Annotated in this window: 29 protein-coding genes and 1 pseudogene; 16 read left to right on the top strand and 14 right to left on the bottom strand. The window is 61.4% G+C overall.

From position 1 onward, the window contains the following. From Q355_RS16875 to pth, 3 genes and pseudogenes are all read left to right on the top strand, one after another. Nucleotides 1–302 (top strand): annotated as a pseudogene (locus Q355_RS16875) (hypothetical protein); the annotation flags it as partial. Between the two features lie 159 nt (nt 303–461). Next, nucleotides 462–1082: a 50S ribosomal protein L25 gene (locus Q355_RS0106310; protein WP_027877019.1), complete on the top strand. Its 621-nt coding sequence runs from the start codon at nt 462–464 to the stop codon at nt 1080–1082. 65 nt (nt 1083–1147) lie between these two features. Beyond that, nucleotides 1148–1756 (top strand): aminoacyl-tRNA hydrolase, encoded by a 609-nt coding sequence (gene pth, locus Q355_RS0106305; RefSeq protein WP_027877018.1) that lies wholly within the window; start codon nt 1148–1150, stop codon nt 1754–1756. A 142-nt stretch (nt 1757–1898) separates the two neighbouring features. Here pth and pstB read toward each other — a convergent pair whose 3' ends face one another. The 4 genes from pstB to pstS all read right to left on the bottom strand — a co-directional run bounded on the left by pstB (nt 1899) and on the right by pstS (nt 5702). Next, nucleotides 1899–2675 (bottom strand): phosphate ABC transporter ATP-binding protein PstB, encoded by a 777-nt coding sequence (gene pstB / locus Q355_RS0106300; RefSeq protein ID WP_027877017.1) that lies wholly within the window; start codon nt 2673–2675, stop codon nt 1899–1901. 56 nt (nt 2676–2731) lie between these two features. Then, nucleotides 2732–3562, bottom strand: a complete 831-nt coding sequence (gene pstA, locus Q355_RS0106295) for a phosphate ABC transporter permease PstA (protein ID WP_027877016.1) — start codon at nt 3560–3562, stop codon at nt 2732–2734. Nucleotides 3563–3573: 11 nt separating this feature from the next. After that, nucleotides 3574–4560: a phosphate ABC transporter permease subunit PstC gene (gene pstC / locus Q355_RS0106290; RefSeq protein ID WP_027877015.1), complete on the bottom strand. Its 987-nt coding sequence runs from the start codon at nt 4558–4560 to the stop codon at nt 3574–3576. Nucleotides 4561–4622: 62 nt separating this feature from the next. Continuing rightward, nucleotides 4623–5702, bottom strand: a complete 1080-nt coding sequence (pstS, locus tag Q355_RS0106285) for a phosphate ABC transporter substrate-binding protein PstS (protein WP_027877014.1) — start codon at nt 5700–5702, stop codon at nt 4623–4625. Between the two features lie 143 nt (nt 5703–5845). On the opposite strand from pstS, the gene mobA reads away from it, so the two are divergent. Next, nucleotides 5846–6403 (top strand): molybdenum cofactor guanylyltransferase, encoded by a 558-nt coding sequence (mobA, locus tag Q355_RS0106280; RefSeq protein WP_027877013.1) that lies wholly within the window; start codon nt 5846–5848, stop codon nt 6401–6403. On the opposite strand, the gene Q355_RS0106275 is transcribed toward mobA, so the two are convergent. Then, nucleotides 6400–7020: a YceH family protein gene (locus tag Q355_RS0106275; protein ID WP_027877012.1), complete on the bottom strand. Its 621-nt coding sequence runs from the start codon at nt 7018–7020 to the stop codon at nt 6400–6402. The genes mobA and Q355_RS0106275 overlap by 4 nt on opposite strands. Before the next feature lie 206 nt (nt 7021–7226). Here Q355_RS0106275 and Q355_RS0106270 point away from each other — a divergent pair, with 206 nt between their 5' ends. Further along, nucleotides 7227–7481, top strand: a complete 255-nt coding sequence (locus tag Q355_RS0106270; RefSeq protein WP_027877011.1) for a hypothetical protein — start codon at nt 7227–7229, stop codon at nt 7479–7481. A 422-nt stretch (nt 7482–7903) separates the two neighbouring features. Here the strand turns inward: Q355_RS0106270 and Q355_RS0106265 are convergent, their stop codons facing one another. Together Q355_RS0106265 and Q355_RS15490 are read right to left on the bottom strand one after the other, a co-directional pair. After that, nucleotides 7904–8794: a histone deacetylase family protein gene (locus Q355_RS0106265; RefSeq protein WP_027877010.1), complete on the bottom strand. Its 891-nt coding sequence runs from the start codon at nt 8792–8794 to the stop codon at nt 7904–7906. 288 nt (nt 8795–9082) lie between these two features. After that, a complete protein-coding gene (locus tag Q355_RS15490) occupies nt 9083–9337 on the bottom strand; it encodes a hypothetical protein (RefSeq protein WP_245597513.1) in 255 nt (84 codons plus the stop codon). 58 nt (nt 9338–9395) lie between these two features. Here Q355_RS15490 and Q355_RS0106255 point away from each other — a divergent pair, with 58 nt between their 5' ends. The 5 genes from Q355_RS0106255 to Q355_RS0106235 are packed head-to-tail and all read left to right on the top strand — an operon-like array spanning nt 9396 to nt 13581. Continuing rightward, nucleotides 9396–10835: a UDP-N-acetylmuramoyl-L-alanyl-D-glutamate--2,6-diaminopimelate ligase gene (locus tag Q355_RS0106255; RefSeq protein WP_027877009.1), complete on the top strand. Its 1440-nt coding sequence runs from the start codon at nt 9396–9398 to the stop codon at nt 10833–10835. A gap of 48 nt (nt 10836–10883) precedes the next feature. Then, a complete protein-coding gene (locus Q355_RS0106250) occupies nt 10884–11636 on the top strand; it encodes a Nif3-like dinuclear metal center hexameric protein (RefSeq protein ID WP_027877008.1) in 753 nt (250 codons plus the stop codon). After that, entirely contained in the window at nt 11633–12259 is a 627-nt protein-coding gene (gene tmk, locus Q355_RS0106245; RefSeq protein WP_027877007.1) for a dTMP kinase, read from the top strand. The genes Q355_RS0106250 and tmk overlap by 4 nt, the downstream gene beginning before the upstream one ends. A 45-nt stretch (nt 12260–12304) precedes the next feature. Next, on the top strand, nt 12305–13066 hold the full coding sequence (locus Q355_RS0106240) for a glutaminyl-peptide cyclotransferase (RefSeq protein ID WP_027877006.1): 762 nt from the start codon (nt 12305–12307) through the stop codon (nt 13064–13066). Then, on the top strand, nt 13063–13581 hold the full coding sequence (locus Q355_RS0106235; RefSeq protein WP_027877005.1) for a DUF192 domain-containing protein: 519 nt from the start codon (nt 13063–13065) through the stop codon (nt 13579–13581). The genes Q355_RS0106240 and Q355_RS0106235 overlap by 4 nt, the downstream gene beginning before the upstream one ends. Here the strand turns inward: Q355_RS0106235 and Q355_RS0106230 are convergent. Both Q355_RS0106230 and Q355_RS15485 read right to left on the bottom strand, forming a co-directional pair. Continuing rightward, nucleotides 13578–14540 (bottom strand): prohibitin family protein, encoded by a 963-nt coding sequence (locus tag Q355_RS0106230; RefSeq protein WP_027877004.1) that lies wholly within the window; start codon nt 14538–14540, stop codon nt 13578–13580. The two genes, Q355_RS0106235 and Q355_RS0106230, sit on opposite strands and share 4 nt — an antisense overlap. Nucleotides 14541–14663: 123 nt before the next feature. Then, nucleotides 14664–14912 carry an FmdB family zinc ribbon protein gene (locus Q355_RS15485; protein ID WP_051529337.1) on the bottom strand — a complete coding sequence of 83 codons (249 nt, stop codon included), beginning with the start codon at nt 14910–14912 and terminating at the stop codon, nt 14664–14666. Nucleotides 14913–15069: 157 nt separating this feature from the next. On the opposite strand from Q355_RS15485, the gene Q355_RS0106220 reads away from it, so the two are divergent. Continuing rightward, entirely contained in the window at nt 15070–15618 is a 549-nt protein-coding gene (locus Q355_RS0106220) for a 5-formyltetrahydrofolate cyclo-ligase (RefSeq protein WP_027877003.1), read from the top strand. Between the two features lie 10 nt (nt 15619–15628). On the opposite strand, the gene Q355_RS0106215 is transcribed toward Q355_RS0106220, so the two are convergent. From Q355_RS0106215 to Q355_RS0106200, 4 genes are read right to left on the bottom strand one after another with little or no spacing between them, the layout of a single operon-like run. Beyond that, nucleotides 15629–16624, bottom strand: a complete 996-nt coding sequence (locus tag Q355_RS0106215; RefSeq protein WP_027877002.1) for a M23 family metallopeptidase — start codon at nt 16622–16624, stop codon at nt 15629–15631. 60 nt (nt 16625–16684) lie between these two features. After that, nucleotides 16685–18079, bottom strand: coding sequence for a serine hydrolase domain-containing protein (locus Q355_RS0106210; protein ID WP_027877001.1), 1395 nt, complete (start codon nt 18077–18079; stop codon nt 16685–16687). A 24-nt stretch (nt 18080–18103) separates the two neighbouring features. Next, nucleotides 18104–18469 carry a HepT-like ribonuclease domain-containing protein gene (locus tag Q355_RS0106205; protein WP_027877000.1) on the bottom strand — a complete coding sequence of 122 codons (366 nt, stop codon included), beginning with the start codon at nt 18467–18469 and terminating at the stop codon, nt 18104–18106. A gap of 9 nt (nt 18470–18478) precedes the next feature. Further along, nucleotides 18479–18769, bottom strand: a complete 291-nt coding sequence (locus tag Q355_RS0106200) for a nucleotidyltransferase family protein (RefSeq protein WP_027876999.1) — start codon at nt 18767–18769, stop codon at nt 18479–18481. A 180-nt stretch (nt 18770–18949) separates the two neighbouring features. Here Q355_RS0106200 and Q355_RS0106195 point away from each other — a divergent pair, with 180 nt between their 5' ends. The 5 genes from Q355_RS0106195 (at nt 18950) to Q355_RS0106175 (ending at nt 21578) form a co-directional block, all read left to right on the top strand. Beyond that, nucleotides 18950–19411: a helix-turn-helix domain-containing protein gene (locus Q355_RS0106195; protein ID WP_027876998.1), complete on the top strand. Its 462-nt coding sequence runs from the start codon at nt 18950–18952 to the stop codon at nt 19409–19411. Then, nucleotides 19408–19806, top strand: a complete 399-nt coding sequence (locus tag Q355_RS0106190) for a type II toxin-antitoxin system VapC family toxin (protein WP_027876997.1) — start codon at nt 19408–19410, stop codon at nt 19804–19806. The genes Q355_RS0106195 and Q355_RS0106190 overlap by 4 nt, the downstream gene beginning before the upstream one ends. 113 nt (nt 19807–19919) lie before the next feature. Next, the gene (locus Q355_RS0106185; RefSeq protein ID WP_027876996.1) at nt 19920–20483 is read left to right on the top strand and encodes a cob(I)yrinic acid a,c-diamide adenosyltransferase; all 564 of its coding nucleotides are present in this window, start codon (nt 19920–19922) and stop codon (nt 20481–20483) included. Between the two features lie 13 nt (nt 20484–20496). Further along, nucleotides 20497–21282: a cobalamin-binding protein gene (locus Q355_RS0106180; protein ID WP_027876995.1), complete on the top strand. Its 786-nt coding sequence runs from the start codon at nt 20497–20499 to the stop codon at nt 21280–21282. Beyond that, the gene (locus Q355_RS0106175) at nt 21279–21578 is read left to right on the top strand and encodes a hypothetical protein (RefSeq protein ID WP_027876994.1); all 300 of its coding nucleotides are present in this window, start codon (nt 21279–21281) and stop codon (nt 21576–21578) included. The genes Q355_RS0106180 and Q355_RS0106175 overlap by 4 nt, the downstream gene beginning before the upstream one ends. Nucleotides 21579–21681: 103 nt before the next feature. On the opposite strand, the gene Q355_RS0106170 is transcribed toward Q355_RS0106175, so the two are convergent. Next, a complete protein-coding gene (locus Q355_RS0106170) occupies nt 21682–23442 on the bottom strand; it encodes a WD40 repeat domain-containing protein (RefSeq protein WP_245597512.1) in 1761 nt (586 codons plus the stop codon). Between the last annotated feature and the right edge of the window lie 88 nt (nt 23443–23530).

Genomic DNA, 23530 nt, shown 5'->3' with positions numbered 1-23530 from the left:
CTACCGCTCCTGAGCGGCAGAGCTGGTCGGAAGAGGCCCGCAGCGCAATCCAGTACCTGGAGCAAAGGGCCGATCGGATGGACTACCCGGCCTATAAAGCCCGGGGCTGGCCCATCGGTTCAGGCCAGGTGGAGGGGATGAACAAGCATGTCATCGGTGCCCGCATGAAACGCTCGGGGATGCAGTGGAGTCGCCCTGGGGCTTCGCGCACAGCAGCCCACCGCGCCCAGCTATGTAGTTCCCATCCGCTGGTGGCCTTCGAGGCCCTGAGGTGGAGGGCTTTCCCTGTACGGAATTGCTGAGATGCACCCTTGTCTTGTCTAAGGCTTTTCGAGCGGCTGGGGGTTATGGTAGACTTTGAAGGCTTGTGTTTTGAACCCCTCCTATTGGGGTGGTGTGAGCAAATAAGAAAATCCAGTGCTGGTTGATGTCTGGCAACGGAAAAGTTTTGGAGGAAGGGAATGGAATACCGCATAAAAGCCCAAACCCGTGGGAATGAAAAGCCCGCGGCCCTGCGTGACGCCGGCAAACTGCCCGGGGTGGTCTACAACCGTAGCGAAAACTACAAGGTCATGGTGGATCTTAAAGAGTTCAACAAGGTCTTCATGGCCGCGGGGATTCACCATGTGATTACCCTCGAGCTCGACAACGGGAAAACCGTCGACACCCTGGTGCGTCAGATTAACCTTGACAAACGCCGCCGTCGTCCCGAACACGTAGACTTCTACGCCCTCTCGGATGAGCCTGTGCTGATGTGGATTCCGGTCAAGATTGTGGGTACGGCTCAGGGCGTGCGTGAGGGGGGTGTGCTCCAGCTGGTCAACAACGACATCCAGGTCAAGGTTTCGCCCAAGGCCATTCCGCCCCACATCGAGGTCAACGTAAGCCACCTGCGCATTGGCGATAGCATCCACGCCGATGAACTGAGCCTTCCCCCAGGCGTCAAGCTTGCCATGAACCCCCGCGATACCATAGTGGCCATCGTGCCACCCGAGGATGCTGATAAGCTCACGGCCGAGGCGGCAGCCACACCTGCCGAAGTAGAAGTTATCAAGAAGGGCAAGACTGAAGAGGAGAAGTAAGCCCATTACCCAGGCTTGGGGCCGAAGGCTGCCGTTCTCGAGGGCTTTCGGCCCTTTTTATTTGTATGCTCTTGATTGTCGGACAAGGGAATCCTGGAGCCCAGTACGCCCGAACCAAGCACAACGTGGGGTTTTGGGTGCTGGATCGGCTCAGCTCGGATTTCCGCCCCAATGGCAATGCCCTTATTGCTGAAATACGGTTTCAGAAGGGCTCGGGTGAGTGGGTTTCGGGCTTGCTGGTCAAGCCCACCACCTTCTACAACGCTACCGGAGAGGCTGTAGGGCCGCTGGCCCGGTTTTACAAGATTCCACCCGAGCGCATTCTGGTAGTTCACGACGAGCTGGATTTGCCGCCAGGGCGCATGCGCTTTAAAGCAGGGGGAAGCAACGCTGGTAATTACGGTTTGGAATCCATTACAAGCCATCTGGGCACCCGGAATTTCCACCGTCTTCGCATAGGAATTGGCAAGCCCCCCACGCCTGAGCAGGGAGCGGGTTGGGTGCTCTCCGGTTTTCACCCCGAGCTAGTGCCGGTGATGGAAAAGGTAGTCCAGATGGCCGCCGAAGCGATTCAAGTCTGGGCGACCGAAGGTATTGAAGCCTGTCAAAAGAAATACAATGGCCTCAACCTGGCTACTCCACAAAAACCCACCGAGCCCAAACAGACCACCTGACCGCCGTTATCGAACTCTTCACGCGTGTGGTCTCTCATCCGAGAGGCCAATGTGCTGTGTGAGAGATTCAAGAACCATGAAGAGCGCTCTAATGAGGTTCTTGTGGAAGCCGGCGACCCCGCCAACCAGCTTGTGGAAGCGCTTATCCGAAGCGACCGGTAATGTAGGCCTCAGTGCGTTTATCTTTGGGGGTGGTGAACAACAAACTGGTGGGGCCAAACTCCACCAGATCGCCGTTCAGGAAGTAGCCGGTGAAGTCTGAAACCCGGCCTGCTTGCTGCATGTTGTGGGTTACGATGGCAATGGTAACGTGATTTTTGAGTTCATTTAGCAGGTCTTCGATGGACTGGGTCGAGATGGGGTCGAGGGCGCTGGTGGGTTCGTCCATTAACAAGACCTCGGGCTCCACGGCCAGGGCCCTGGCAATGCACAAACGCTGTTGCTGTCCCCCCGAGAGGCTCATGCTGGGTGCATGAAGTCGGTCTTTGACCTCGTCCCACAAAGCCGCCTGGTTAAGTGCGCGCTCCACAGCCTCATCCAGAAGAGATTTTTTGCGTATGCCCACCAACCGCAAGCCTGCAACTACGTTGCCATAGATGGACAGGGTAGGGAAGGGGTTGGGCTTTTGGAACACCATTCCTATTTTGCGTCGCACCTCTACCGGGTCTACACCAGGGGCATAGACATTGACGCCATCCAGCAGAACCTCGCCGGTTACGCGGGCGGTGGGTGTCAGGTCGTGCATTCGGTTCAGGGCACGAAGAAAAGTGGTTTTCCCGCAGCCCGAAGGGCCAATCAGGGCTGTCACCTTGTTGGCGTAGATGGGCATGCTTACGTCTTTAACGCCTGATTTTTGACCGTACATTACGGTTACGTGTCGGGTCTCGACGCGGGGCTTAAGGGTGGGGTCGAGGGTCATAGCTCCGTTTTGGTCGGATTCGATCAGGGAACTAAATTCACGCATGTTTTACTCCCTTAACGCCCGCGGGTCGCCCAGCGGGCCAACAGACTGGTTAGCACAACTAGACCAAGCAGCACCACGGCAGCCGCCCAGGCCTGGCGATGCCAATCCTCGTAGGGGCTGATGGCATAAGCGTACAAACGCAGTGGAAGAGCGTCCATAGGCTTTGAAAGGTCGAAGGTAAGAAGGCTATTGCCAAAGGCAGTAAAGATAAGGGGGGCTGCTTCACCTGCGGCCCGGGCAGTAGCCAGCAACAACCCGGTTACAACGCCACTTCTGGCGGCGGGCAAGACCAGGGACAAAATTACCCGCCAGCGGGGTAAACCCAGGGCCAGCCCCGCCTCGCGGATATTCCAGGGAACCAGCTTGAGCACGCTTTCGGTGGTTTTGGCAATGATAGGAATCATGATAAAAGCCATGGCCAGCGATCCGGAGAAGCCTGAAAAAGAGCCCTGGGTCTTGACTACCAGCACATAAGCCAGCAACCCCTTCAGGATGGCTGGCATTCCGTTTAGGGTATCGGAAAGCAGGCGCAGGGTGGGATTAAGTTTGTTGTCGGGGTACTCAGCCAACAAGATGCCAGCCCCAACCCCGAAGGGGGTTGCCATTAGCAAGCCCACGCCGGTGATGAGCAGCGTACCAACGATGGCAGGGGCCATACCACCCCCGAGTTCGCCTGGAGGTTTGGGGGCCTTGGTAAAAAAATCCCAGTTGAGCGAAGAAAAGCCATTGACCAATGCGTAGCCCAGCACCAGCGTGAGCGGCAGGGCTGCCAGGATGGTGCCGACGATGACCACGATGAAGATCAGGCGGTCGCGGGTATAGCGTGCTTGAAGGTTGCGCATAATATTATCCTCTAAGCCCGTTGCTCCCCCACTTTTAGTTTGTTGAGCAGGTAGCTTGCAGTTGCGTTGACGATAAAAGCGATTAGAAAGAGGTAAAAACCCACTCCAATAATGGCCGAGTAGTGCAGGTCTTCCACGGCTTCTTTCAGCTCGAGGGCAATTACGGCTGGCATGGTGGAAGCGGGGCCAAAGAGGGTGTAGGGCAGAATGTTGCCGTTGCCAATTACCATCGCTACCGCCATTGTTTCACCCAGGGCACGGCCCAGCGCCAGCATGGCCCCAGCGAAAATGCCACCCCGGGCGTAAGGCAGGATTACCATTTGCATGACCTCCCAGCGGGTGGCTCCCAGGGCATAGGCACCCTCGCGCTGGGCGGCAGGAACCAGATTGATGGCATCGCGCGAGAGGGCGGCTGTGAAGGGAATGACCATGCTCGACAAAATTACGATGGCAGTAAACATGCCATAGCCAGAGGGGTTACCTAGATAGCGAGACAACCAGGGGGCGTTTTCTGCAGCCCACAAAAAAACAGGCATATAAAAGATTTCTCGCAAAAACGGGGCCAGAACAAAGATGCCCCAGATGCCATAGACCACGCTCGGCACAGCAGCCATCAGGTCTACTAGGTAGTTGATAAAGCCCGCCAGCCAGCGGGGAGCGTACTCGGCGGTAAAGACGGCTGCCGCAAGGGCCACCGGAACAGACAAAACTAGTGCTGCTAGGCTTGTAACCAGCGTTCCCACAACATAGGGCCAGATGCCAAACTCGAGCTTCAAAGCCGGATCCCAGGTGGTTCCGGTTAAGAAACCAAAAACCCCTTCTTTGTTTATAGCCAGTGACCCACCCAGATAGAGGTAGTAACCCAGACCCAGGGTGAGCAAAACGATGCTCAAAGCCAGCGCTAGAACTAAAACCAAGAAAATACGATCGCCCAGAACCCGGTAAATTGCCGAGGGCTTTCGTTTGATAAGGGGAGACTGTATAGGAACCTCTTGCATGCGCACGCCTTTAGTTTACAAAAGAGGTGGGAGCCCATGAGACCCCCACCTCCAGCATGTATTTAGCGGCCTACAATCTCCTTGCCGATGGGTTTGTCCTGGTAGGTAATGCGCGAGATCAGCGCAAGCGCACGGTTTTGAGCCACTTCGGTAATGCGGGCGTAGGTTAGAGGCTCGTTGAACTTTTGACCCTCTGTGACAACCCACTTAAGCATCTGCACAAAGGCGCGGGCCTCCGCCTCGCTTTTGAAGGCTTTGTTTTTGTCCAGCTTTTCGTAGGCCAGTATGTAAGAAAAGCTCGAGATTGGATACCCATCGGGGGCTTTAGTATCTGTCAGCGAAATGCGGGCATCCCCAGGCATGACCACGTTTGCGGCAGCAGTGATGGTTGGGAGATCGGCCACAATGGCCCGGCCAGCCCGGTTGATCACGGCACCATACTGAATGCGGTTCTGTACAGCGTAGGTTACTTCGTTGTAGCCGATGGCCCCGGGGGTTTGCCGCACCACGCCAGCCACCCCTTCGTTGCCGCGCCCACCAACTTTATTGGGTGCAGGCCAGTTGACGCTGTTGCCGCGTCCCACCTTTTGAGCCCACTCCGGCGAAACCTTGGTTAGGTAATCGGTGAATACAAAGGTTGTGCCCGAGCCGTCGGAGCGGTGTACTACGGTGATTGGCAGAGGAGGAAGCCGCACACCTTCGTTCAGTTTGACAATGGCGGGGTCATTCCAGGTTTTGATATTGCCCAGGAAGATGTCGGCCAATAGCTCCCCACTAAAGACGAGACGCTGCGTTACGCCCGGAAGGTTGTAGGTGGGTACCACGGCTCCCAGCACGAACGGGATGTTAAGCGCGGGTGAACCGGTGTTCTTGCGAATGTCGGCCATCTGCTGGTCGTTGAAGGGGTTATCGGAAACCCCGAAGTGCACGGTTTGTTCGATAAGCTGACGCTGTCCCCCACCCGAGCCGATGGACTGATAGTTAACACGCACCTGGCCGTTGGTTACTTTTAGGTATTCGTCAAAGTATTTGGCGAGAACCGGGAAGGGAAAGGTGGCCCCAGCCCCGGTCAAGCTCACCTGGGCCAGGCCGGAGCTGGCCAGACCCAAGAGTGTAGTGGTGGCTATTAGCAGTTTTTTCATTAACGCCTCCTGTTTGATTTGTGATGCGCTTCGGCACCACGAACGCCTATAGCTTGTCAGCCCCATGTCAGGATACTGTCAGGAATATCACAAAAAACTCATGACCAACGGGAAATTCAACCATTCGGTTATACTAGCAGCAAATGCAGTGGAGTGGGGCCATTTTAGCAGGGGGAGCGTCCAGTCGGTTTGGGCAGGACAAGGCTTTGTATGCATACCGGGGAAAACCCCTTGTTGCCTGGGTTTTGGAATCTATGGCAGGAGCCTCGGAGTCCTTTGTGGTTGCTAACCGGCCTTACCCTGGCTTGGGGACGATGTACCCAGACCTCAGGTCTGGGGGGGATACCCTTACGGGCCTGCACGCTGCGCTGGCCCACGCCAGGTACGACTGGGTAGCGATTGCGGCCTGCGACCAACCTTTTCTAACCCAGGATTTCTGGCGGTTCATGCTGAGCCAGGCCAGGCCCGACAGCCAGGCGGTGGTGGCGGCTTCAGGCAGTTTTTTCGAGCCGCTGGGGGCTTTCTATCACAAGTCGCTCGAGCCCGAGGTCTTGCGTCGGCTCGAGGCGGGGGAGCTCAAAATGCAGGCCCTTTTGCGCAGCATCCCCCTGGTGGTGCTGGATAAGGAGGCGCTCGAGGCCCGTTTTGGCCCCCACTTGTTCTTGAATGCCAACCGTCCCCAAGACCTGCCGGATTTTTAGCCGCCCAGGGCTTTTTTGAGCTCTTCCAGCTGGATGCGCAGGTCGCGTACTTCGACCTCCAGAGCCTCGAGGCGGCGCTCGAGCTCACTTCTGCTTTCCATCCGAATGATGGGGGCCGGTGTGCCGGCAAGAAGGTGCGCGTAGCGTACCTCCCGCTCGCCCGGCTGGCGCTCGAGCTGGGTTACGAGCGGATGGGGTGCCAGGCTTATCAAGGACTGCACTACTGCTTCAACCTCTTGCAACGAAGCAAACCTGTGGTTCATGCTCTCGGCCCTGGTTCGCAGCTCGCCTAAGGTCTGGGGACCGCGCAGCATCAGCAGGGCCATCAGGATGGTGGCGGGGGGCTCGAGCTTAAACTCCCTATCTAAAAACTGCCGGTATTTGGGTGCTCGTGCGCCATGCTCGCGGAACATGCCGCACAGCCGCTTGTGCTGTAGCGCGTCGAGGGCTTCGCGCACCTCTGCTTCACTCAAGTGGGTGACGGGGTTACGGTTGTTTTTTTGGTTGGCCCCCAGCCGGATGGCATTCTCGGTCATGGGGTAGTGGTCGGGGGTGGCGTACTGCTTCTCGATCAGGGTGCCCAGTACCCGCACCTCGGCTTCGTTCAAAAGCTTCACGAATACAGATTTTATCGCACTCTTCACAGACGGGGCCTCCCCTCTGGGAGACAACTGTGCAGTGCAGGACAAAGCAATCAAGCTGTAAGCAGCTCAATATTTGCGAAGAACGCTCTGAACACTGGAACCTGCTACGCCCATGCCGTCCAGTAGTTTGCTCTGGTGTTAATTCACTTTTTATCACCAGGGGCTAAATTAGCAAGACCATGAGCCTGGCCGAAACCGTTACCCAGATGGCCGCGATGGGGGATGCCCGCGCCCGGAAGGTGTTGCGGCAAACGCGCGAACTTGCCGAGGCCGTGTGTGCCAGCGTAGGGGATCGCCGTTTCCTGCAGCCCCTGATAGACGCAGGGCTCAACAACAAACTGGATTTGCTGTTGCTCAAGCAGAGTGCCGAACAACACTACCTTAACCGAAACCGGCTAGCCGAGTTGCTGGAAAGTTTTTCTGGGCGTTCCTGAACCACCCTGCGAGCTGGTTATAAAGCAGTTTGAACTGGAGGCGGGAATGCTGGCTTCACGTAGGCGCACTTCAATGAGGTGCATCGCTGTGAAGCCTGGCGCAAACCCCTCACTCCGTTTGGCGAAAAAAGCATTGTCCAGTGGTGCTCACTGGTTCAAATGGTTGTCCAGGCCATCGCTTGGGCATCGCCTCCTTGTCAATAGCGAAAGCCCCAGTTTAGAGCGGTCTTTAGAGGGAATGGTAAAATCCCGATCATAACAAGTACTGTTCAGGGCGGATTTTTTGCCGCTAGGGCACTCGAAAACATGCGTCTGGGCTAGGTTAGCCACACTGTGGCTATGGCTCACGCCACCCCCTGGAAGACGCATTTTCATTTTCGTGCAGCGGCAAAAAAGGTGAAGACCGCGTTGGGCGAAGTGGACTAGCGCGTTCCTAGAACCTCGAGCGCCAGCCGGTAGGTTTGGGCATGGCCTGCGATGGTGGTCTGGGGGTCGCGGTTGTAGCCGCCGCCCATCACGATGACCAAAGGCAGATTGGCCTGCTGGGTTTTTTCCAGAACGCGCCGATCCCGCTCGGCCAGCCCTTGCAGGCTAAGCCCCAGGCGACCAAAGCGGTCGTTTTGCAGCACATCTACCCCCGCGTTGAAGAAGACCAGATCGGGCTGGTGGCTGAAGGCCTGTTCCAGCGCAGGCTCCAGGGCCTCGAGGTAGGCTTTATCCCCGGTGGCATCCTCTAGGCCCACGTCCAGGTCGCTCTGCTCTTTTTTGAGTGGGTAGTTGCGCTCAGCGTGTACCGATAGGGTGAACACGGTGGGGTCGTCGCGAAAAAAGGCCGCGGTGCCATTGCCCTGATGGGCGTCCAGGTCTACGATCAACGCCCTGCCCTGCCAGCCCTGGGCCCGCAGGTGGGCCAGGGCCACGGCCACATCGTTGAACAGACAGTAGCCCTCGGCCCGATCCGAATAGGCGTGGTGGGTTCCTCCGGCCAGGTTGAAGCCCAGCCCGGTTTGCAGGGCATCCAGGGTAGCGGCCAGGGTGCCCCCAGCCGCGTGCAGGGCCCGTGTTAGCAGGCTCTGGCTCCAGGGCAGCCCAACCTTGTGCGACTCCTGGCGGCTTAGCCCTTCCAGGCGAAGCTTTTGCAGGTAGTCCTGGCTGTGGGCCAGGGCTAGGGTCTCCCAGCTGATGGCTGGGGCTGGACGAACCTCGAGGTGGCTTTGCAGGGCCTCAGCCACCCCGGCGTACTTGTATTTTGGGAACGGATGGTATTCGGGCAGCTCGAGCACACAGTGGGAGGTGGAGTAGGCGCGGTACATCGCCTTCAGGATGCCACAGACTTTTTCGGCCTTATGTGGTTTGCACAGGCTTCAATATCTTTTGCATAACTTGTTGCTAGGCTACTGTTGCTTGGCCCTGAGCCACCCCTGCTCATAAGGTTCCCATTGGAACCCCTCGGGGCCAAGCACCTAACCTGGCGCCAAATTCCCCCTGCATTTTGCCCAGGCATATTCGCCCCCCCGTCCTGGGGGGATTGATTTTTTTCTGACCCCGCCTGTAGCCACGGCTTACCGCAACTTCAGGTGCCGAGTTTTCCCCCAAACCGCTCAAAAATCGATCTCGAGCTTATAGCGTTCGCTCCGGCCCTGCTGGTCGAGCTCGAGCTTGAAGCGTTCGGCACCCCGCTGATAAACGGCCTCGACCTTGGTTGCAGGGCCTTTGTACTCCAGGCGTGTGCGCACCCAGCCCCGGTTCACCAGCCAGTTGGGGAAGAAAGCGTAGATCTGCAGCATGGGCATAAAGCGGCCAGGGGCTACCTCTATGCAGTAGATTTGCGGAATGTTCCCATAACGCGAAGACAAAATCCCCCAGGGTAGCTTATGGGGGCGACTTCCGGTAAAACATAGGCGGGAGTTCTGGATGCCTACCCTCAAAGAGCTTTTTGCGCTATTCGGTCAGAGCGGCCCGGCCCAGGAGGCTCTGGGTATAACCCACGACTCGCGCCTGGTGCAGCCTGGTTTTGTGTTTGTGGCCGTTCCCGGCGTGCCCCTGCCCAGCCGCAAGCCGTTCGACGGGCACGACTACATTCCCCAGGCCATCCAGAACGGGGCGGTGGCGGTGGTGGGGATGCGGGCGCTGCGCCTAAATGTGCCCTACCTGCAGGTTTCGGACTCGCGGGCGGCCTTGGCCGACTTGTCGGCGGCGTTCTGGGGGTATCCGGCCCACAAGTTAGAGCTGCTGGGGGTCACGGGCTCCAAAGGCAAAACCACCGTTACGGTCTTGCTGCATCACCTGTTGCAAGCGGCCCATCCGCCGGTGGGGCGGCTTTCCACGGTGGGGATCAAAATTGGTGACGAAGAGCTTTTCTTGCCCGGCCACTTTACCACTCCCGAAGCGCCGCAGGTACAGGAGATGCTGCAGCGGTTTGTGGCGGCAGGCTGCAAGCAGGCCGTGCTCGAGGTGAGCAGCCATGCCCTGGCGCTGGAGCGGGTGCGGGGACTGGAGTATCAGGTGGGCATCTTCACCAACCTCTACGAAGACCACCTCGACCTGCACGGCAGTATGGAAAACTACTTTGCCGAGAAAAAGAAGCTGCTGGAGCGCTCGAGGTTCGCCATCGTCAACCGCGACAACCCCTGGACGAGGTCGTTGGCGGGGCGCTCCGATACCTGGACGTATGGCGCAGAGGGCGACTGGCGGGCCCAGCACCTGGAGCAAAGAAGCGATGGACTGCACTTCGAGGTGGCCTCACCCATTGGAACTTTTGCTGTGCAGGTGCCAATGGTGGGGAGCTTTAATGCCGACAACGCCCTGGCCGCGATGGCGGCTGCGGCCCGGATGGGACTTTCGGTAGAGCAGCTTCAGGCGGGCCTGGCCGGCTTCCCCGGCGTGCCGGGCCGGATGCAGCTTGTGCAGAGCGAGCCCTTTCGGGTGATTGTGGACTTTGCCCACACCGGGGCCAGCCTCGAGGCCGCCCTCAAGACCCTGCGCCCCACCACCCAGGGCCGCCTGCTGGTGGTGATCGGGGCTGCCGGCAACCAGGACCCCAGCCGTCGGGTGGGCATTGGCCGGGTGGCGGCTCAACTGGCAGATTTTGCCGTCTTCACCGAGGAAGACCATCGCACCGAGTCGCTCGAGGCCATTTTAGAGACCATGGCCCAGGCCCACGGCGACCCCCGCCGCTTTGCCCTGATACCCGACCGGCGTGAAGCCATCCGCTATGCAGTGCGGGAAGCCCAACCGGGTGATACCTTGCTCTTTAGCGGCAAAGGCCACGAGCGGACGCTCGAGCGGGGCACCGAAACCATCCCCTGGAACGAAGTAGAAGAAGTTCGCGAGGCATTGAGGGAAGGCACATAAACGGCCTTGTGCTTTTAGCTGGGCAACTTCGGCTTTAGACTGACAGCTATGTACCGCGATGTTTTAGTACGTTGGCTGGATGAGTATCTCAAAATCCACGACTTCAAAGATCCCTCGCTCAATGGGTTGCAGGTGGAGGGCAGGGCCGAGGTACGTCGAATAGGGGTCTCGGTAGACGCAGCTCAGGCGATTTTTGATAAGGCTGCCCTGGCCCAGGTGGATTTTTTGATTACCCACCACGGGCTCTTTTGGGGGCAGCAATTCCCAATTGTGGGCCACCAGAAGAAGCGGCTGGAAAAACTTTTTTCGGCGGGAATCAACCTTTACACGGCCCATCTCCCGCTGGATGCCCACCCCGAAGTGGGCAACAACGCTGTCCTGGCCCGCGAGCTGGGGCTGCAAAGCCTGGAGCCCTTTCCCCACCCCAAGTATGGCAACATCGGCTGGGTAGGCCACTTTGCCGAGCCACAGCCACTGGCCCTGGTAGAAGAGCGCATCGGTGAACTGACCGGCATGCAACCCCTGGTGGTTCGGGCCGGACTGGAGGCGGTGCGCCGCGTGGGTATCGTTTCGGGGGGTGGAGCGGGCGACGTGGGGCTGGCTAAAGCCCTGGGCTGCGACCTCTATATCACCGGCGAGCCCTCGCACGCCCACTACCACGAGCCCTTTGAGCTGGGTATCAACGTGATTTATGCCGGCCACTACGACAGCGAGACCTTCGGGGTCAAGGCCCTGGCGGCCCGGCTGGAGCAGGAGTTTGGCCTGCCGTGGGTTTTCCTCGAGCATCCGACCGGACTATGAAAGGTTTGTTCATCACCTTTGAGGGCCCGGAAGGGGCGGGCAAGTCCACCCAGGCCCGCTTGCTGGCGGACTGGCTGAGGGAAAAGGGCCGCGAGGTGGTGCTGACCCGTGAGCCGGGCGGCACCCGTCTGGGACAGGCTATCCGAGAGTTGCTGCTCCACCAAGACCACATGTGCTTCGAGGCCGAGTACCTGCTCTACTCCGCCGACCGCGCCGAGCACATGCAGACCCTCATTCGACCCGCTCTGGAGAGGGGTAGGGTGGTGCTGTGCGACCGCTGGCTGGACTCCTCGCTGGCCTACCAGGGTTATGGGCGGGGGCTGAACCTGGGCTGGCTGCAGGCGGTGGCCTCGGGTGCGACCCAGGGTATAAAGCCCCGCAAAACCTTCCTGTTCGACCTGCCGCCCGAGGTGGGTTTGGAGCGCTTTGAAGGGCACGACCGCCTCGAGCGCGAGCCTCTGGAGTTTCACCAGCGGGTGCGGCAGGGCTACCTCGAGCTGGCCCAGGCCGAACCCCAGCGCTTTGTGGTGCTGGACGCAACCCAGCCCCCGAAGGCCCTGTTCGAAGAGCTAAAGGGCCATCTACAAAACCTGCTGGCCGAGGCCGGACTGGATAATCCTTGACCCCGGTCTCATTCATCTTTGGGGGCTTGCGGTAAGGTAAAAGGCGTGGCTCGAGCGTTCTTTACCCTCCTGGCCCTGCTGGGGATGGCCCTGGCCCAGCCCCAGATTCCGGTCTGGGGCTTCCGAATCGTGGGCACCTACCCCCACGACCCCCAGGCCTTTACCCAGGGGCTCATCTACCACCAAGGTTTTTTGTACGAGGGCACCGGCCTTTATGGTCAGTCCAGCCTGCGTAAAGTTGAACTCAAGACTGGGCGGGTGTTGCAAAGCCGGGTGCTGCCGCAGAAGTATTTTGGCGAGGGCATTACCCTGTTTCAAAACCGCCTGTACCAGCTCACCTGGCAAAACCAGGAAGGCTTTATCTACGACCTGAACTTCAACCCGGTGGGGCGTTTTACTTACCAGACCGAGGGCTGGGGCCTCACCCACGACGGACAACGCCTGATTATGTCGGATGGCTCGGCCCAGCTCTTCTTTCTGAACCCCCGCACCCTGCGGCCCGAGCGCACCCTCACGGTGCGGGCGGGGGGGCAGCCGGTGACCCGCCTCAACGAGCTCGAGTACATCCAGGGCCGCATCTGGGCCAACATCTGGATGACCCACCGCATCGCCATCATCAACCCTCAGAGCGGTAACGTGGAAGCCTGGCTCGATCTGACCGGGCTGTCCCTGCTGGCCCAAGCCCGCAACCCCAACCCCGATGCCGTGCTCAACGGCATTGCCTACGACAGCCAGAACCAGCGTATTTTTGTAACCGGTAAACTATGGCCTTTTTTATTCGAGATTGAAGTGGTGTCAAACCCATGAGTCAGGGGCATCTGCGAGGGTACGGCCTGGGGCTCTTGGCCCTGGCGGTGGCGCTATCCACAACGGGCTACTTTTTGGCGGGTCAAATCCTGAACCGCTCGCCAGAGCGTATGCCGCTCACACCCACAGCGGTGGCGCGCATCACCAGCCCTGGCGGAACCGTGGAGCTGTCGGTGTACAGGCTGATCAACCCCAGGGGGGTTACCTTGCCTCGGCAAAGTCCGCAGGCCGACCGGGGCATTCTGTATAGCTTTATGCAGCCCCGCGATGACGGCTGGACAGGGCTAGGCCTCAAGACTCCAGTCACAGTGGCCTTTTTGGATAGCCGGGGTAAAGTCCTGACCATCCTCGAGGTCGAGCCCTGCCCCACACCCCCCCAGGGCAACGGCTGTCGCGTCTACGAGCCGGGGGTGGTGTACAGACAGGTGCTCGAGGTAAAACAGGGCTGGTTTGCCCAGAACCGGATTGGGCCTGGCGCTACGGTTCGCCTAAAGCCGCGCGAGGCTGCCCCCTAGCGTGCGGGCTGGGCTGGCTGGCTGAGGTTTTGCAGACTGCGCAAATCCAGCAGGAAGTTACCGGTGGTGGGCACCATGATGGTGTTGATGTTGGGGGCCAGTTTTTCGGCCACTGTAAGCTGGATGACCTGCGGGCTTTGCCGCAGGGCCTCACCCCGCAACCGGATGGCCTGGGCCTCGCCTTCGGCCCGTAAAATGGCGGCATCGCGCTCGCCCTTGGCCTGTACCACGGCCCGCTGGGCAGCAATTTCGGCCTGCTGGCGGCGGTTAATCTCAACCTGTACCTGCTGTTCAGCAGTCTGCTTCTCCTCGATGACCTTGGCCACCGAAGGCGGGATATCAATTCGGCGCAACAGCACCGAGATGAGCTCGATATGCTGGGCCCCCAGGTCTTCGCGCAGCTCTTTGGTAACGGCGGCCTCGAGCTGGGTTCTTTGCGTGCTGATCAGCTCGGCAGCGTTGAACAGGCCCACTGCGTCGCGCACCTTGCTGCGGATCTGCGGCACGATCAGGGTATCCAGGTAGCCTGGCCCTAGGTTGCGGTGAAGCTGCGGGGCCTCGTCGCGCTTGATGCGGTACTGCACCGTGATGTCTACCCCGATTTCCAGCCCTTCCTTACTGCGCGCATTGATGGCGTCCTCGCCGGGGCTGCTGGCACCGGCTGGGGCTGGCCCCTTAGCCAGGGTTACCTCCTTTAGGCGGGCATCGTAGAGAATTACGCTTTGAATGCCGGGTATCACAATGCGAAAACCTTCGCCCAGGGGAGAAGGCTGAACGCCGCCAAACACGTTGAACACCACCCCCACGTGGCCCGCCGGAACCACCACAAAGCTTTGCGATATGGCTGCTATGGCCAGACCGGCTATGAGGAGCGGCACCCCCAGGGCGCGCCGGCCACCCGGTTGAGCCAGCAAAAAGATTCCCAGGATAGCTACTACGATGCCTACGAGTAAGAACATACACACCTCACCTCTTTCACCACACGCCATTCAGTATGGTGCATTGAACGCCTGTTATGAAAGAGGAAAGAAGCCACAAGCCTTCTGGAGCGCTCGCGGCTTCTTGTTAGCTTTGGGGTTGTTTCAATCTGCTGCCGTGCTGCAAGCACCGGTGGCACAGCTCGAGCCCGCATTAGACGAGGAAGAAGCGGTCGAGGCCTTGGAATCCTTGATGTACCAGCCCGAGCCCTTAAACACCACTGCCGGGGCAAAGATCAGGCGCTTGATGGGTGCGCCGGTTTCGGGGTGATGGGTGTAGGCGGGGTCGTGAAAACCCTGCTCGAACTCGTATTGCTCGCCGGTCTCGAGGTTCTGGTAAACGTATCTGGGCATAGTTGACTCCTGGGGGACAAATTTGTCTCGAGGGGTCACCTCCCTCACCCATAGGATTTTGACAGACAACACCTGCGACTGTCAACCAGCCTTTGGTTATCGCCCCAATAACTTTTCGTTGGTGGGCAGGCCAGCTTTTGGTGAAATACTGACAGCTATGAACAAGGCTGAACTCCGGCGCTGGGCCAAGGAAGTACGCAAAAACCTGCCAGTTGAGGAGCTTTCACAAGCGCTCAACCGGCACCTGGCGCGCTTCCTGCAGGAGCATCGGGCTGGGCACATTTTGCTCTACAGCGCTTTTGGCTCCGAGCTAGACCCCGCCGGGCTGCAAGGCCTTTACCCGGCCACCTACTACCTGCCCAGGGCGAGAGCCTACCAGCTCGAGGTGCACCCCCTGCCCTGCAAGCTGGTCAAACACAAGTATGGCTTCTGGGAGCCTGCTGCAAAGACACCCCGGGTGGAGCCCGACCTCCTGGATGCGGTGCTGGTGCCGGGGCTGGCCTTCGACCCCTGGGGCCACCGGCTGGGGTATGGGCAGGGCTTCTACGACCGCTTTTTGGCCAGGCTACCCCCCCGTACCCTGACGGTGGGCCTGGTGGCCGAGGCGTTGCTTCTGCCGGAGCTGCCCCACGACCCCTGGGACGTGCCGGTGCAGTTTCTGGCGACCGAGCAGGGAGTTCGTCCGGTGCTCACTGCCGCCCAGTAGCAGGCCGGTATTACGGAGCGCTCAAGAACCAGGGGGCGGGGTTGGTGGGGATGCCGCGTACCCGGATTTCAAAGTGCAGGTGGGGCCCGTTGGAAAGCCCGGTGTTGCCCGAGTAGCCCAGCAGGTCGCCCGCCTGCACGGTCTGGCCTGGCTGCACCACAATGCGCGAAAGGTGCCAGTAGCCGCTGCACACCCCCAGCCCGTGGTCGAGCGTAACCGCGCCCCCCCGCACAAAGAGCCGCTCGGCCAGGCCCACCACCCCGGGGGCCGGGGCATAGACCGGGGTACCCTCGGGGACGCCGTAGTCAAGCCCCTCGTGGTAGGAAAACGTGCGCCCCTGGTCGTAGCTGCGGCGGGTGCCAAAGGGGTCGGTGATGCGGTTGGTCTGGATGGGCTTACGGAAGGGGCCACGCCACTGCTGGGGCCGGTTGAAGTCGCAGGAGCCCACCACCCGCAGGCGCTCGGCCCGCAGCCGCTCGGGCACCAGCAGGGCCTGGCGTTCGGGGGGGAGCTGCAGCACAAAGCGCCCAAAGCTCCCGGCCACCACCCGAACCTCGAGCCGAACCACATCTTGGCCCAGGCGCAGCAGGGCGGGGTAGACCCCAGGGGCTTGCAGGGCCGGTACGGGCAGGAGAACACGGTTTTGCTGGATGGGGTAGGTGTTGTTCAGGAAGCGAACCTCACCCTGTACCGCTTGTGGGGCGGTGATGCGGATTACCGCCAGGTGGCCCTGCACAGTCTGGCGGGGCCACTCGAGGGCCTCGATGGGGGCCGGCGCCTGGGTGAGCCGGTTGAGGGCGGTGCTGGGCTGCCCGCTTACCCGCAGCACCTGCCCCACCCGGAGCTGGGTGGGGTCGCCGATCTGGTTGAGCACCTGCAAGGCTTCCACGGTGGTGCTGTATTGCTTGGCGATACGGTACAGGGTCTCGCCGGGTTGGACGGTGTGGGTGACCTGGGCAAAAGCCAGGGAGCACAAAGTTAGGAAGGCGAAAAGCCAGTAACGCATGGGGTCAGTCTAACGGGTGGGGGGTGAACTGGGGCAAGGCGAGAAGCACCGATCCCCACTTCAGAAACAGTCGTAATCGGGCCAGTGCTGCACGGCCTGGGTGGCGCTCTCGAGGCCCCGCCGCAGCTCGGCAATAAAGCTCCAGTCGTTCCAGGGGCGGCTGTTGAACAAAGCCGCCAGCACCACGCCGTTTGGCAGGCGTAACAGCAAGGTGCGGCTGCCGGCAAAGGTTCCGTCGTGGCTCCACTCGAGCTGTTTCCACGGCAAGGTGAGCACCAGGGGAGGCTGGCCCGCTGGGGTGTGGGGTTCGCTGCTGCCCTGTCCGCTGGCCCTGGTCGGGGGTGGATTGAGGGCCTGGGGCTGGGGTACCCGCACCCCCCAGCCCAGGGCGTAGTAGCGCGGGTTTTTTTCGTACTGGGGCAGTTTGGGGCGTCGGAACATCTCGGCCAGGGTTTCGCGCGAGAGCAGGGCAGGCGGGCGCAGGCCTTCCAGCGCCACCACAAAGCGCACCAGATCGGGGGCCGAGGCCACCAGGCCCCCGTTGGCGCCATGGGCCTCGAGGTAAAACTCGCCATAAGGGCGGTTGACCAGGCTGCCGTCCAGTACCGACCTAACCAGGGGGGCTTTGGGAAAGTCGTAGTAGCGCACCTCGCCCGGCAGGCGGTCTTGCAGGCGGGTTTTACCGGCCCGCACGCTGTAAATGCCCAGCGGTTGCAGCATCGCCCGCACATAGCTTTGGTAGCTCTGGCCGCTCAATTGCTCAATCACCTGTCCCAGCACGGCATAGCCCAGGTTGGAGTAGGCCGAGCGGCTGCCGGGGGCAAACTGGAGTGGGCGGCCCATCATGAAGCCGATAAGCTCCTGGCTGCTCAGGGTTTCGGGCCGCTGCATGGCCCTGGCAATATCGCTCAAGGTGGGGCGGAACATGGGGTCGCCGGCCCAGCCCCGGTGCCAGCCCCCCGAGTGCTGCAAGAGGTCGCGCAGGGTGATGCGCTCGAGGCGGGGGTCGGCGATCTGCCCGCCATAGGGCCTGATCTGGACAATCTGGAAGGCTTTTTGGCTCAGGAAGGCGTTCAGGTTGGGGTAGACGCCCCGAAGCACCAGGCCCTCGCCGAGGTGCAACACCGCAGCCGCAGTGATGGGCTTGGTGAGGCTGGCCAGCCGAAACAATGAGCCCGGTTGCACGGGTTCTTTGGCCTGCAGATCGGCCCAGCCGTAGCCCCTAGAGAGTACCAGCCGCCCATCCTTGGCCACCGCCAGAGCCCCGCCGGGGATATGGTAGCGCTCCATCAGCCGCTGCATGACCCGGTCGTAGGGCTCGAGGCTGGGGGCGCTCAGGCCGGTGATGGGGCGGCTCGGGTGGGGCGCCTGGGCCGGGGGTGGGCAAAGGGTCTGGGCCAGGGCTGCCCCGCTCAGGCCGATCAGGGCGAAGAAAAAGTGTACAGCACGCGACATATTGTTCAGCGCTCGAGGTCGTGGTCAGGGGGTTTGCTCCAGGGTCTCTTCCAGCACCACCAGCCAGTAGGGCAGGGCGCGGGTGACTAAATCCCAGAGAATTTCGTCCTGGATGCCAAAGTGCAGGTGGGTTACCAGGTCGGGCAGATCCAGGATGCTTCTCCAGGGTAGTTCGGTCAGCGCTTCGCGCTCGCTTTTGTGCAGAGCGGCGGCCACAACGCCCATGCGGTGCAGGTTGTAACGCACGGCATCCTGGGTGCGGGGGTCGGCGCTGAAGGCGGCAAAGTCCATTCCGGCGGTGTAGTCCAGGATGCGCTGGGCGGCTTCTTGCATCTGCTCGAGATGCACCCGCAGTAGCAGGTGGGGGTTGGGGGTGTTGGTGTGGCGCATAAGCCCCTTTCAAACCAACCGCACCGCATCGGCCTCGAGGTGCGGGCGCAAACCGGCTGGCACTTTTTTAGCGCTCACCAGGTCAACCTTGCTGCCCAGCATGTCCTCGAGGTGGTGTTTGAGGCCGATGTAGTTTTCGAAGGTGGGCTGCTCCAGACGCACCAGAAAATCCACGTCGCTGCTCGAGTCGGCCTCGTCGCGGGCGGTGGAGCCGAACAGGTACAGGCTCTTAATCTGGTAACGTGCGGCCAGACCTGGCAGGCGCTCTTCCAGGATAGCCAGCACACTTCCCCTGCGCATGGAACCATAGTACAGCCTGGCTTTTACCAGGCTGGGTCGTTCAGCATGCTATTTACCGGGTTTTAGGGGGCATCCTCTGGAGATACACGCGACTTTCCACGACCCACCTTTCGGGCCAACTTGCGTCCGTTTTTCTAAATAGTATAGGCAAATTTCCCAGACTTCTGGTAAGATTGACCCATGGAAACCACCTACTTCAAGCTCGAGCCCCTGCTGCGCCAGCACAAGAAAACCCCTCTGGCGCTGGCCCAGGTCAGCGGGCTGTCCAAGACGACGGTGTACAACCTGGTCAACAACAAGGCCAAGGCGGTGGAACTCCAGACCCTCGACAAGCTAATGGCAGGCCTCGAGCAGCTCCTGGGCAGGCCCGTGCGCTTCGACGAAATTCTCGAGAAGCGCCCTTCCTCCAAGCAGGAGCGGCTGACCCGACTGCTGAAGGATGCCAAGCCCTTCTGTTGGAAGGACGTTCAGAGGGATCTGCCCCCCCTAACCCTGGAAGAAAAGGCCGAGAACGAGGCGTTCATGCGGTTGCTCGAGGAGGCCCGCAAGACCGACCTCGAGCTGAGTCAAGTGCGCGACCGACGGCTGCTCGAGCTTTTCGAACCGCAAAAGCCCCGCAAGAAGGGTGCGGTGCCCAGATGAACCTGCTGGTGGATACCAACATCATCAGTTACGCCTACAACGAGCACAGGCTCTGGGAGGTCTATCAGCCGATGCTGGAGGGCCAGCAACTGCTGGTGGCCGCCCAGTCCGTGGCCGAGCTGCGCTTCGGGGCTTTGTTCAAGAACTGGGGCGAGCGCAAGCGGCGCCGCCTCGAGGTCTTGCTCAGTAGCTTCGTGGTGGTTCACACCGACGACGAGATCTGCACCGCTTGGGCCAGGGTTCGCAGCGAGGCCCTGACCAAAGGCCGCCCCATCGGTGCGGGCGACGCTTGGATCGCCGCTACCGCCAGGGTGCTGGACATCCCTTTGGTAACCCACAACCGCCGCGACTTCGACTTCCTCGAGAACATAACCCTCATTTCGGAGAACGGCTAGGCTTGTTGCAATACCCAAGGGCTGGTGTTGCAGGCGGCCTGGGCGTGGATGGATGGCTTCCCGTGTCTTCCTGAACCCAATTCGATGGGGCGGTTGTGCGGTTAAATGGAAGTATGAAAATCTACACCAAAACCGGCGATGCGGGCGAGACCGGCCTTTACGGGGCCGATCGGGTGGGCAAAGACCACCCCCGGGTGGAGGCCTACGGCACGGTGGACGAGGCCAACAGCGCCATCGGGCTGGCTCGGGCGGCCCTGGCAGGGGCCCACGCCGATATCGAGGCCGACCTCGAGTACATCCAGAACGCCCTCTTCGACCTGGGGGCCGACCTCGCAACCCGCGCGGGCGGCCCTTACGAGCGCAACCTGGCCCGCATGGACGCCAGCGACGTGGAAAAGCTCGAGGCCCTGATCGACCGTTACCAGGAAGAAGCCCCCCCGTTTACCGGCTTTATTCACCCCGGCGGCCACCCCGCCGCGGCAGCTTTGCATCTGGCCCGCACCATCGTCCGGCGGGCCGAGCGCCGGGTGGTGGAGCTAATGCGCCACGAAGAGGTGAATGGGGAGGCCATGCGCTACCTGAACCGGCTCTCGGATCTGCTCTTCACGCTGGCTCGAGTGGTCAACCGGCGCGAAGGCTTCGCCGAGGATAAGTGGCTGGTCAAAAAGCGTCGATAACGAGCGAACCCGTATGCGCCTGGTGAGCCTGACCTGCTCCAACACAGAGATCGTCTGGGCCCTGGGCTGCCTGGATAGTTTGGTGGGGGTGGACAGCCACTCCGACTTTCCCCCCCAGGTGACCCAGTTGCCCAGGGTAGGGCCCGACCTCCAGATCGATCTGGACAGGGTGCAGGCCCTGAAGCCCGACCTGGTGCTGGCCAGCCTGAGCGTGCCGGGGATGGAGCGGGTAGTGGAGGGCTTGGCAAAGCGCCAAATTCCCCATCTGGTGCTCGACCCGCAGACCCTACAGGACGTCTACGCGGACATTCAGCAGGTGGCGCGGGCGCTGGGGGTGGAGCAGCGGGGCCAGCAGGTGGTATGGGCCATGCAGCAGATGATGGCCCAGGCCAAAGGCTCGCTGCCGCACTGGGTGCGCCCGCCCAGGGTGATGGTGGAGTGGTGGCCCAAGCCCATGATTGCCGCTGGGAAACATAGCTGGGTCACGCAGATGCTGGAAGCCCTGGGGGCCCAGAACGCCTTTGCCCACCTCGAGGTGCGTTCCAAGCCCCTCACCCCCGCCGAGGTGGAGGAGGCCCAGCCCGACCTGATCACGGTCTCCTGGTGCGGGGTGAGAAAACTGCGTCCGGAGGTGGTTTTGCGCCGCAAGCTAAACATTCCCGCCCTGAGGCATCGGCAGGTGTTTGCCCTGGAAGAAGCCTACCTGGGCCGTCCGGGGCCGCGCCTGGCCGAGGGGGTCAAAAAGCTGGCCGACCTGCTGCGGCAGGTGCCGGTCTGGCAGCACGGAGGCCGACCATGACCCCCCTCAAGGTGGTGACCTTCTGGGTGCGGCCCCTGGACGAAGAACCCCTGCCCGAGGCCAGAGCCCGGCTGGAGGCGCTTCTGGCCGTGTTCTACCAGGCCTTCCCTGAATACACCGGGGCGCTGGCTTTCAGCCAGTCCCCCCGGCCCCCCCGCTATGTGTTTGTGTATACCAACCCCAGCTGCGCCGGGCTGTTCCCCTCCGCGGGGCAGTTTTTACAGGGGCTCTTGCAGCAAGCCTTCCCCCAGGGCGAGGTACGCCCGTATGGGCGGGTCTGGCTGGAAACCTCCTGATGTGAACCCTGCCTGAAGCTTTTTGTTTTGGGCAGGTCAGGGCCGACCGGATGCAAGGGCAACTCCTGGCACAGCTTCAGGTGGGGGCCCCAGCAAAAGGACATCATGGCTTAAACAGCGCAATCGTTCCGGCTTGCCGCAGGGTGCCGCTGCCCACGGCCAGCCTGCCGTCGCGGGCCCAGGCCACTGCGTAAAGGGGCCGTACAAAACCCGAGGTGGTTTGTAAAAGCTGCCCCTGGACGCTCCACAGGCGCAGGGTTTTGTCCCAGCCCACGCTGGCCAGCCGCTTTTCGTCGGGCGAGAAGGCCAGGGCCTGGGCAGCCTCGGTATGGCCGGTCAGGGTTTGTAGCAGCTTACCGGAGCGGGCATCCCAGAGCTTGAGGGTCTGGTCGTGGCTGGCGGTGGCCAAAAGGCCCCCGCCCGGGCTCAGGGCCAGGCCATAGATGCCCCTGGAGTGGGCCATGATGCGGCGCTCGAGCCGTGCCCCCTCGGGGCGCAAGCGCCACCAGGCCAGGCTTTCGTCGGCGCTGCTGCTGTAAAGGGTGCGGCCATCGGGGCTAAAGGCCAGGCCGGTCAGGTGCGACTCGTGGGCGCGGAACTCGAGTGCCTTCTGGCCTTTGGCCCAGTCCCAAACCCGAATAAGCCGATCGCGCCCGCCGGTGGCCAGGGCCCGACCGTTGGGGGCGAAGGCTAGGGCCCCCACCCCGTTGCCGTGGGCCTCGAGGCGCTGCACCAGCCGCCCGCTGGTCGTTTGGTAGATGCGGGTCAGGCCGTCGCGGCTGCCTGCGGCCAGGTGCTCTCCGTCCGGGCTAAAGGCCAGGGCGGTAATCTCCAGCGTGGCCTCGCGGAGCTGGCGCACCGGCTGACCCTGGCGGTTCCAGAGCCAGACCTCGCCGTCCCAGCCCCCACTGGCCAGCCAGCTTCCATCGGGGCTATAGGCCAGGGTGGTGACCGAGGCGGCGGGGGGCTTTAGGGTTTGCAACAGCAATCCCTCCCGGCTCCACAGCCGGGCCTGCCCATCGTCGTGCCCACTCAGAAGCTGGTTTCCAGCCAGCGCCAGGCTCAGCACCGAGGCGGTTTGCAGGCTTTTCAGGGGTCTGTTGCTGTCCCAGAAAATAATCTGGCCATCCTGCCCCCCGCTGATGAGCTGCCCATCGTCGCTCCAGACCAGGGCCCCCACCGCCAGGCGGTGGGCTTTCCATTGCTGCACAAAGCGCCCCTCAGCATCCCAAAGCTGGATCTGCCCCTCGCGGTCGCCGCTGGCCAGCTGTCCCTTCGGCCCCCAGGCCACAGCCCGCACCGAGATCTGCCCCAAAAGCGGCAGCCGGTAGCCGGTTTTGGGATTCCACAAAAGCACCCCATCCTGTCCACCGGCAGCCCACAGATTTTCCCTGGGGCCAGGCCCGAGGCTGTATACCCAGCCGCGCCCCATAGAGATGGACTGGCTCGAGCCTCGCGCGTCCCACAGGCGCAACTCACCGTCGGCGCTGCCGCTCAGCACCTGCTGACCATCTGGACTGATGCGGGCCGACCAGACCTGGTCGCGGTGGCCTTGCAGCACACCCTTCAGCAGACCGCTCTGGGGGTTCCACAGCCGCAGCGTGGTGTCGGACGATGCGCTGAGCAGGGTGCCATCTGGGGCGAAGTCCAGCGCACGCACCGTGTCGGCGTGTCCGCTCAGGGTACGCAAAAAAACCCCATCGGCGCGGTACAGCTGAACATAGCTATCGGCGCCCAGGGCCAGCATACCCCCCGGGCCGAAGCCAACTGCGCCCACCGGCGCCCGATGTCCCACCAGAAGCTGCTGCGGCTGCTGGGCCAGCGCCAGCGAGCAACATAAAAGCCAGCCAATCCACCTGTACACGGTTACAGACTACCGAACTTTGCAATAATGCATAGCTGAGGCCGGGCTGGGGTTTTTGGCAGAGGTAAGCGCCCTGGCATAGAATTCC

This window comes from Meiothermus cerbereus DSM 11376 (assembly GCF_000620065.1).
Classification (GTDB): Bacteria; Deinococcota; Deinococci; order Deinococcales; family Thermaceae; genus Meiothermus; species Meiothermus cerbereus.
This window is presented reverse-complemented; position numbering and strand designations above follow the sequence as displayed.

Excerpts from the sequence above, each read along its gene's own strand:
- Q355_RS0106250 (WP_027877008.1), top strand. The coding sequence starts at position 10,884 with ATGTACCGCGATGTTTTAGTACGTTGGCTGGATGAGTATCTCAAAATC.
- Q355_RS0106195 (WP_027876998.1), top strand. The coding sequence starts at position 18,950 with ATGGAAACCACCTACTTCAAGCTCGAGCCCCTGCTGCGCCAGCACAAG.
- Q355_RS0106265 (WP_027877010.1), bottom strand. The coding sequence starts at position 8,794 with ATGTACCGCGCCTACTCCACCTCCCACTGTGTGCTCGAGCTGCCCGAA.
- Q355_RS0106210 (WP_027877001.1), bottom strand. The coding sequence starts at position 18,079 with ATGTCGCGTGCTGTACACTTTTTCTTCGCCCTGATCGGCCTGAGCGGG.
- pstC (WP_027877015.1), bottom strand. The coding sequence starts at position 4,560 with ATGCAAGAGGTTCCTATACAGTCTCCCCTTATCAAACGAAAGCCCTCG.
- Q355_RS0106185 (WP_027876996.1), top strand. The coding sequence starts at position 19,920 with ATGAAAATCTACACCAAAACCGGCGATGCGGGCGAGACCGGCCTTTAC.
- Q355_RS0106255 (WP_027877009.1), top strand. The coding sequence starts at position 9,396 with ATGCCTACCCTCAAAGAGCTTTTTGCGCTATTCGGTCAGAGCGGCCCG.
- pth (WP_027877018.1), top strand. The coding sequence starts at position 1,148 with ATGCTCTTGATTGTCGGACAAGGGAATCCTGGAGCCCAGTACGCCCGA.
- Q355_RS0106270 (WP_027877011.1), top strand. The coding sequence starts at position 7,227 with ATGAGCCTGGCCGAAACCGTTACCCAGATGGCCGCGATGGGGGATGCC.
- Q355_RS0106235 (WP_027877005.1), top strand. The coding sequence starts at position 13,063 with ATGAGTCAGGGGCATCTGCGAGGGTACGGCCTGGGGCTCTTGGCCCTG.
- Q355_RS15485 (WP_051529337.1), bottom strand. The coding sequence starts at position 14,912 with ATGCCCAGATACGTTTACCAGAACCTCGAGACCGGCGAGCAATACGAG.
- Q355_RS0106180 (WP_027876995.1), top strand. The coding sequence starts at position 20,497 with ATGCGCCTGGTGAGCCTGACCTGCTCCAACACAGAGATCGTCTGGGCC.
- Q355_RS0106175 (WP_027876994.1), top strand. The coding sequence starts at position 21,279 with ATGACCCCCCTCAAGGTGGTGACCTTCTGGGTGCGGCCCCTGGACGAA.
- Q355_RS0106190 (WP_027876997.1), top strand. The coding sequence starts at position 19,408 with ATGAACCTGCTGGTGGATACCAACATCATCAGTTACGCCTACAACGAG.
- pstB (WP_027877017.1), bottom strand. The coding sequence starts at position 2,675 with ATGACCCTCGACCCCACCCTTAAGCCCCGCGTCGAGACCCGACACGTA.
- tmk (WP_027877007.1), top strand. The coding sequence starts at position 11,633 with ATGAAAGGTTTGTTCATCACCTTTGAGGGCCCGGAAGGGGCGGGCAAG.
- pstS (WP_027877014.1), bottom strand. The coding sequence starts at position 5,702 with ATGAAAAAACTGCTAATAGCCACCACTACACTCTTGGGTCTGGCCAGC.
- mobA (WP_027877013.1), top strand. The coding sequence starts at position 5,846 with ATGCAGTGGAGTGGGGCCATTTTAGCAGGGGGAGCGTCCAGTCGGTTT.
- Q355_RS0106230 (WP_027877004.1), bottom strand. The coding sequence starts at position 14,540 with ATGTTCTTACTCGTAGGCATCGTAGTAGCTATCCTGGGAATCTTTTTG.
- Q355_RS0106205 (WP_027877000.1), bottom strand. The coding sequence starts at position 18,469 with ATGCGCCACACCAACACCCCCAACCCCCACCTGCTACTGCGGGTGCAT.
- Q355_RS0106200 (WP_027876999.1), bottom strand. The coding sequence starts at position 18,769 with ATGCGCAGGGGAAGTGTGCTGGCTATCCTGGAAGAGCGCCTGCCAGGT.
- Q355_RS0106215 (WP_027877002.1), bottom strand. The coding sequence starts at position 16,624 with ATGCGTTACTGGCTTTTCGCCTTCCTAACTTTGTGCTCCCTGGCTTTT.
- Q355_RS0106220 (WP_027877003.1), top strand. The coding sequence starts at position 15,070 with ATGAACAAGGCTGAACTCCGGCGCTGGGCCAAGGAAGTACGCAAAAAC.
- Q355_RS0106310 (WP_027877019.1), top strand. The coding sequence starts at position 462 with ATGGAATACCGCATAAAAGCCCAAACCCGTGGGAATGAAAAGCCCGCG.
- pstA (WP_027877016.1), bottom strand. The coding sequence starts at position 3,562 with ATGCGCAACCTTCAAGCACGCTATACCCGCGACCGCCTGATCTTCATC.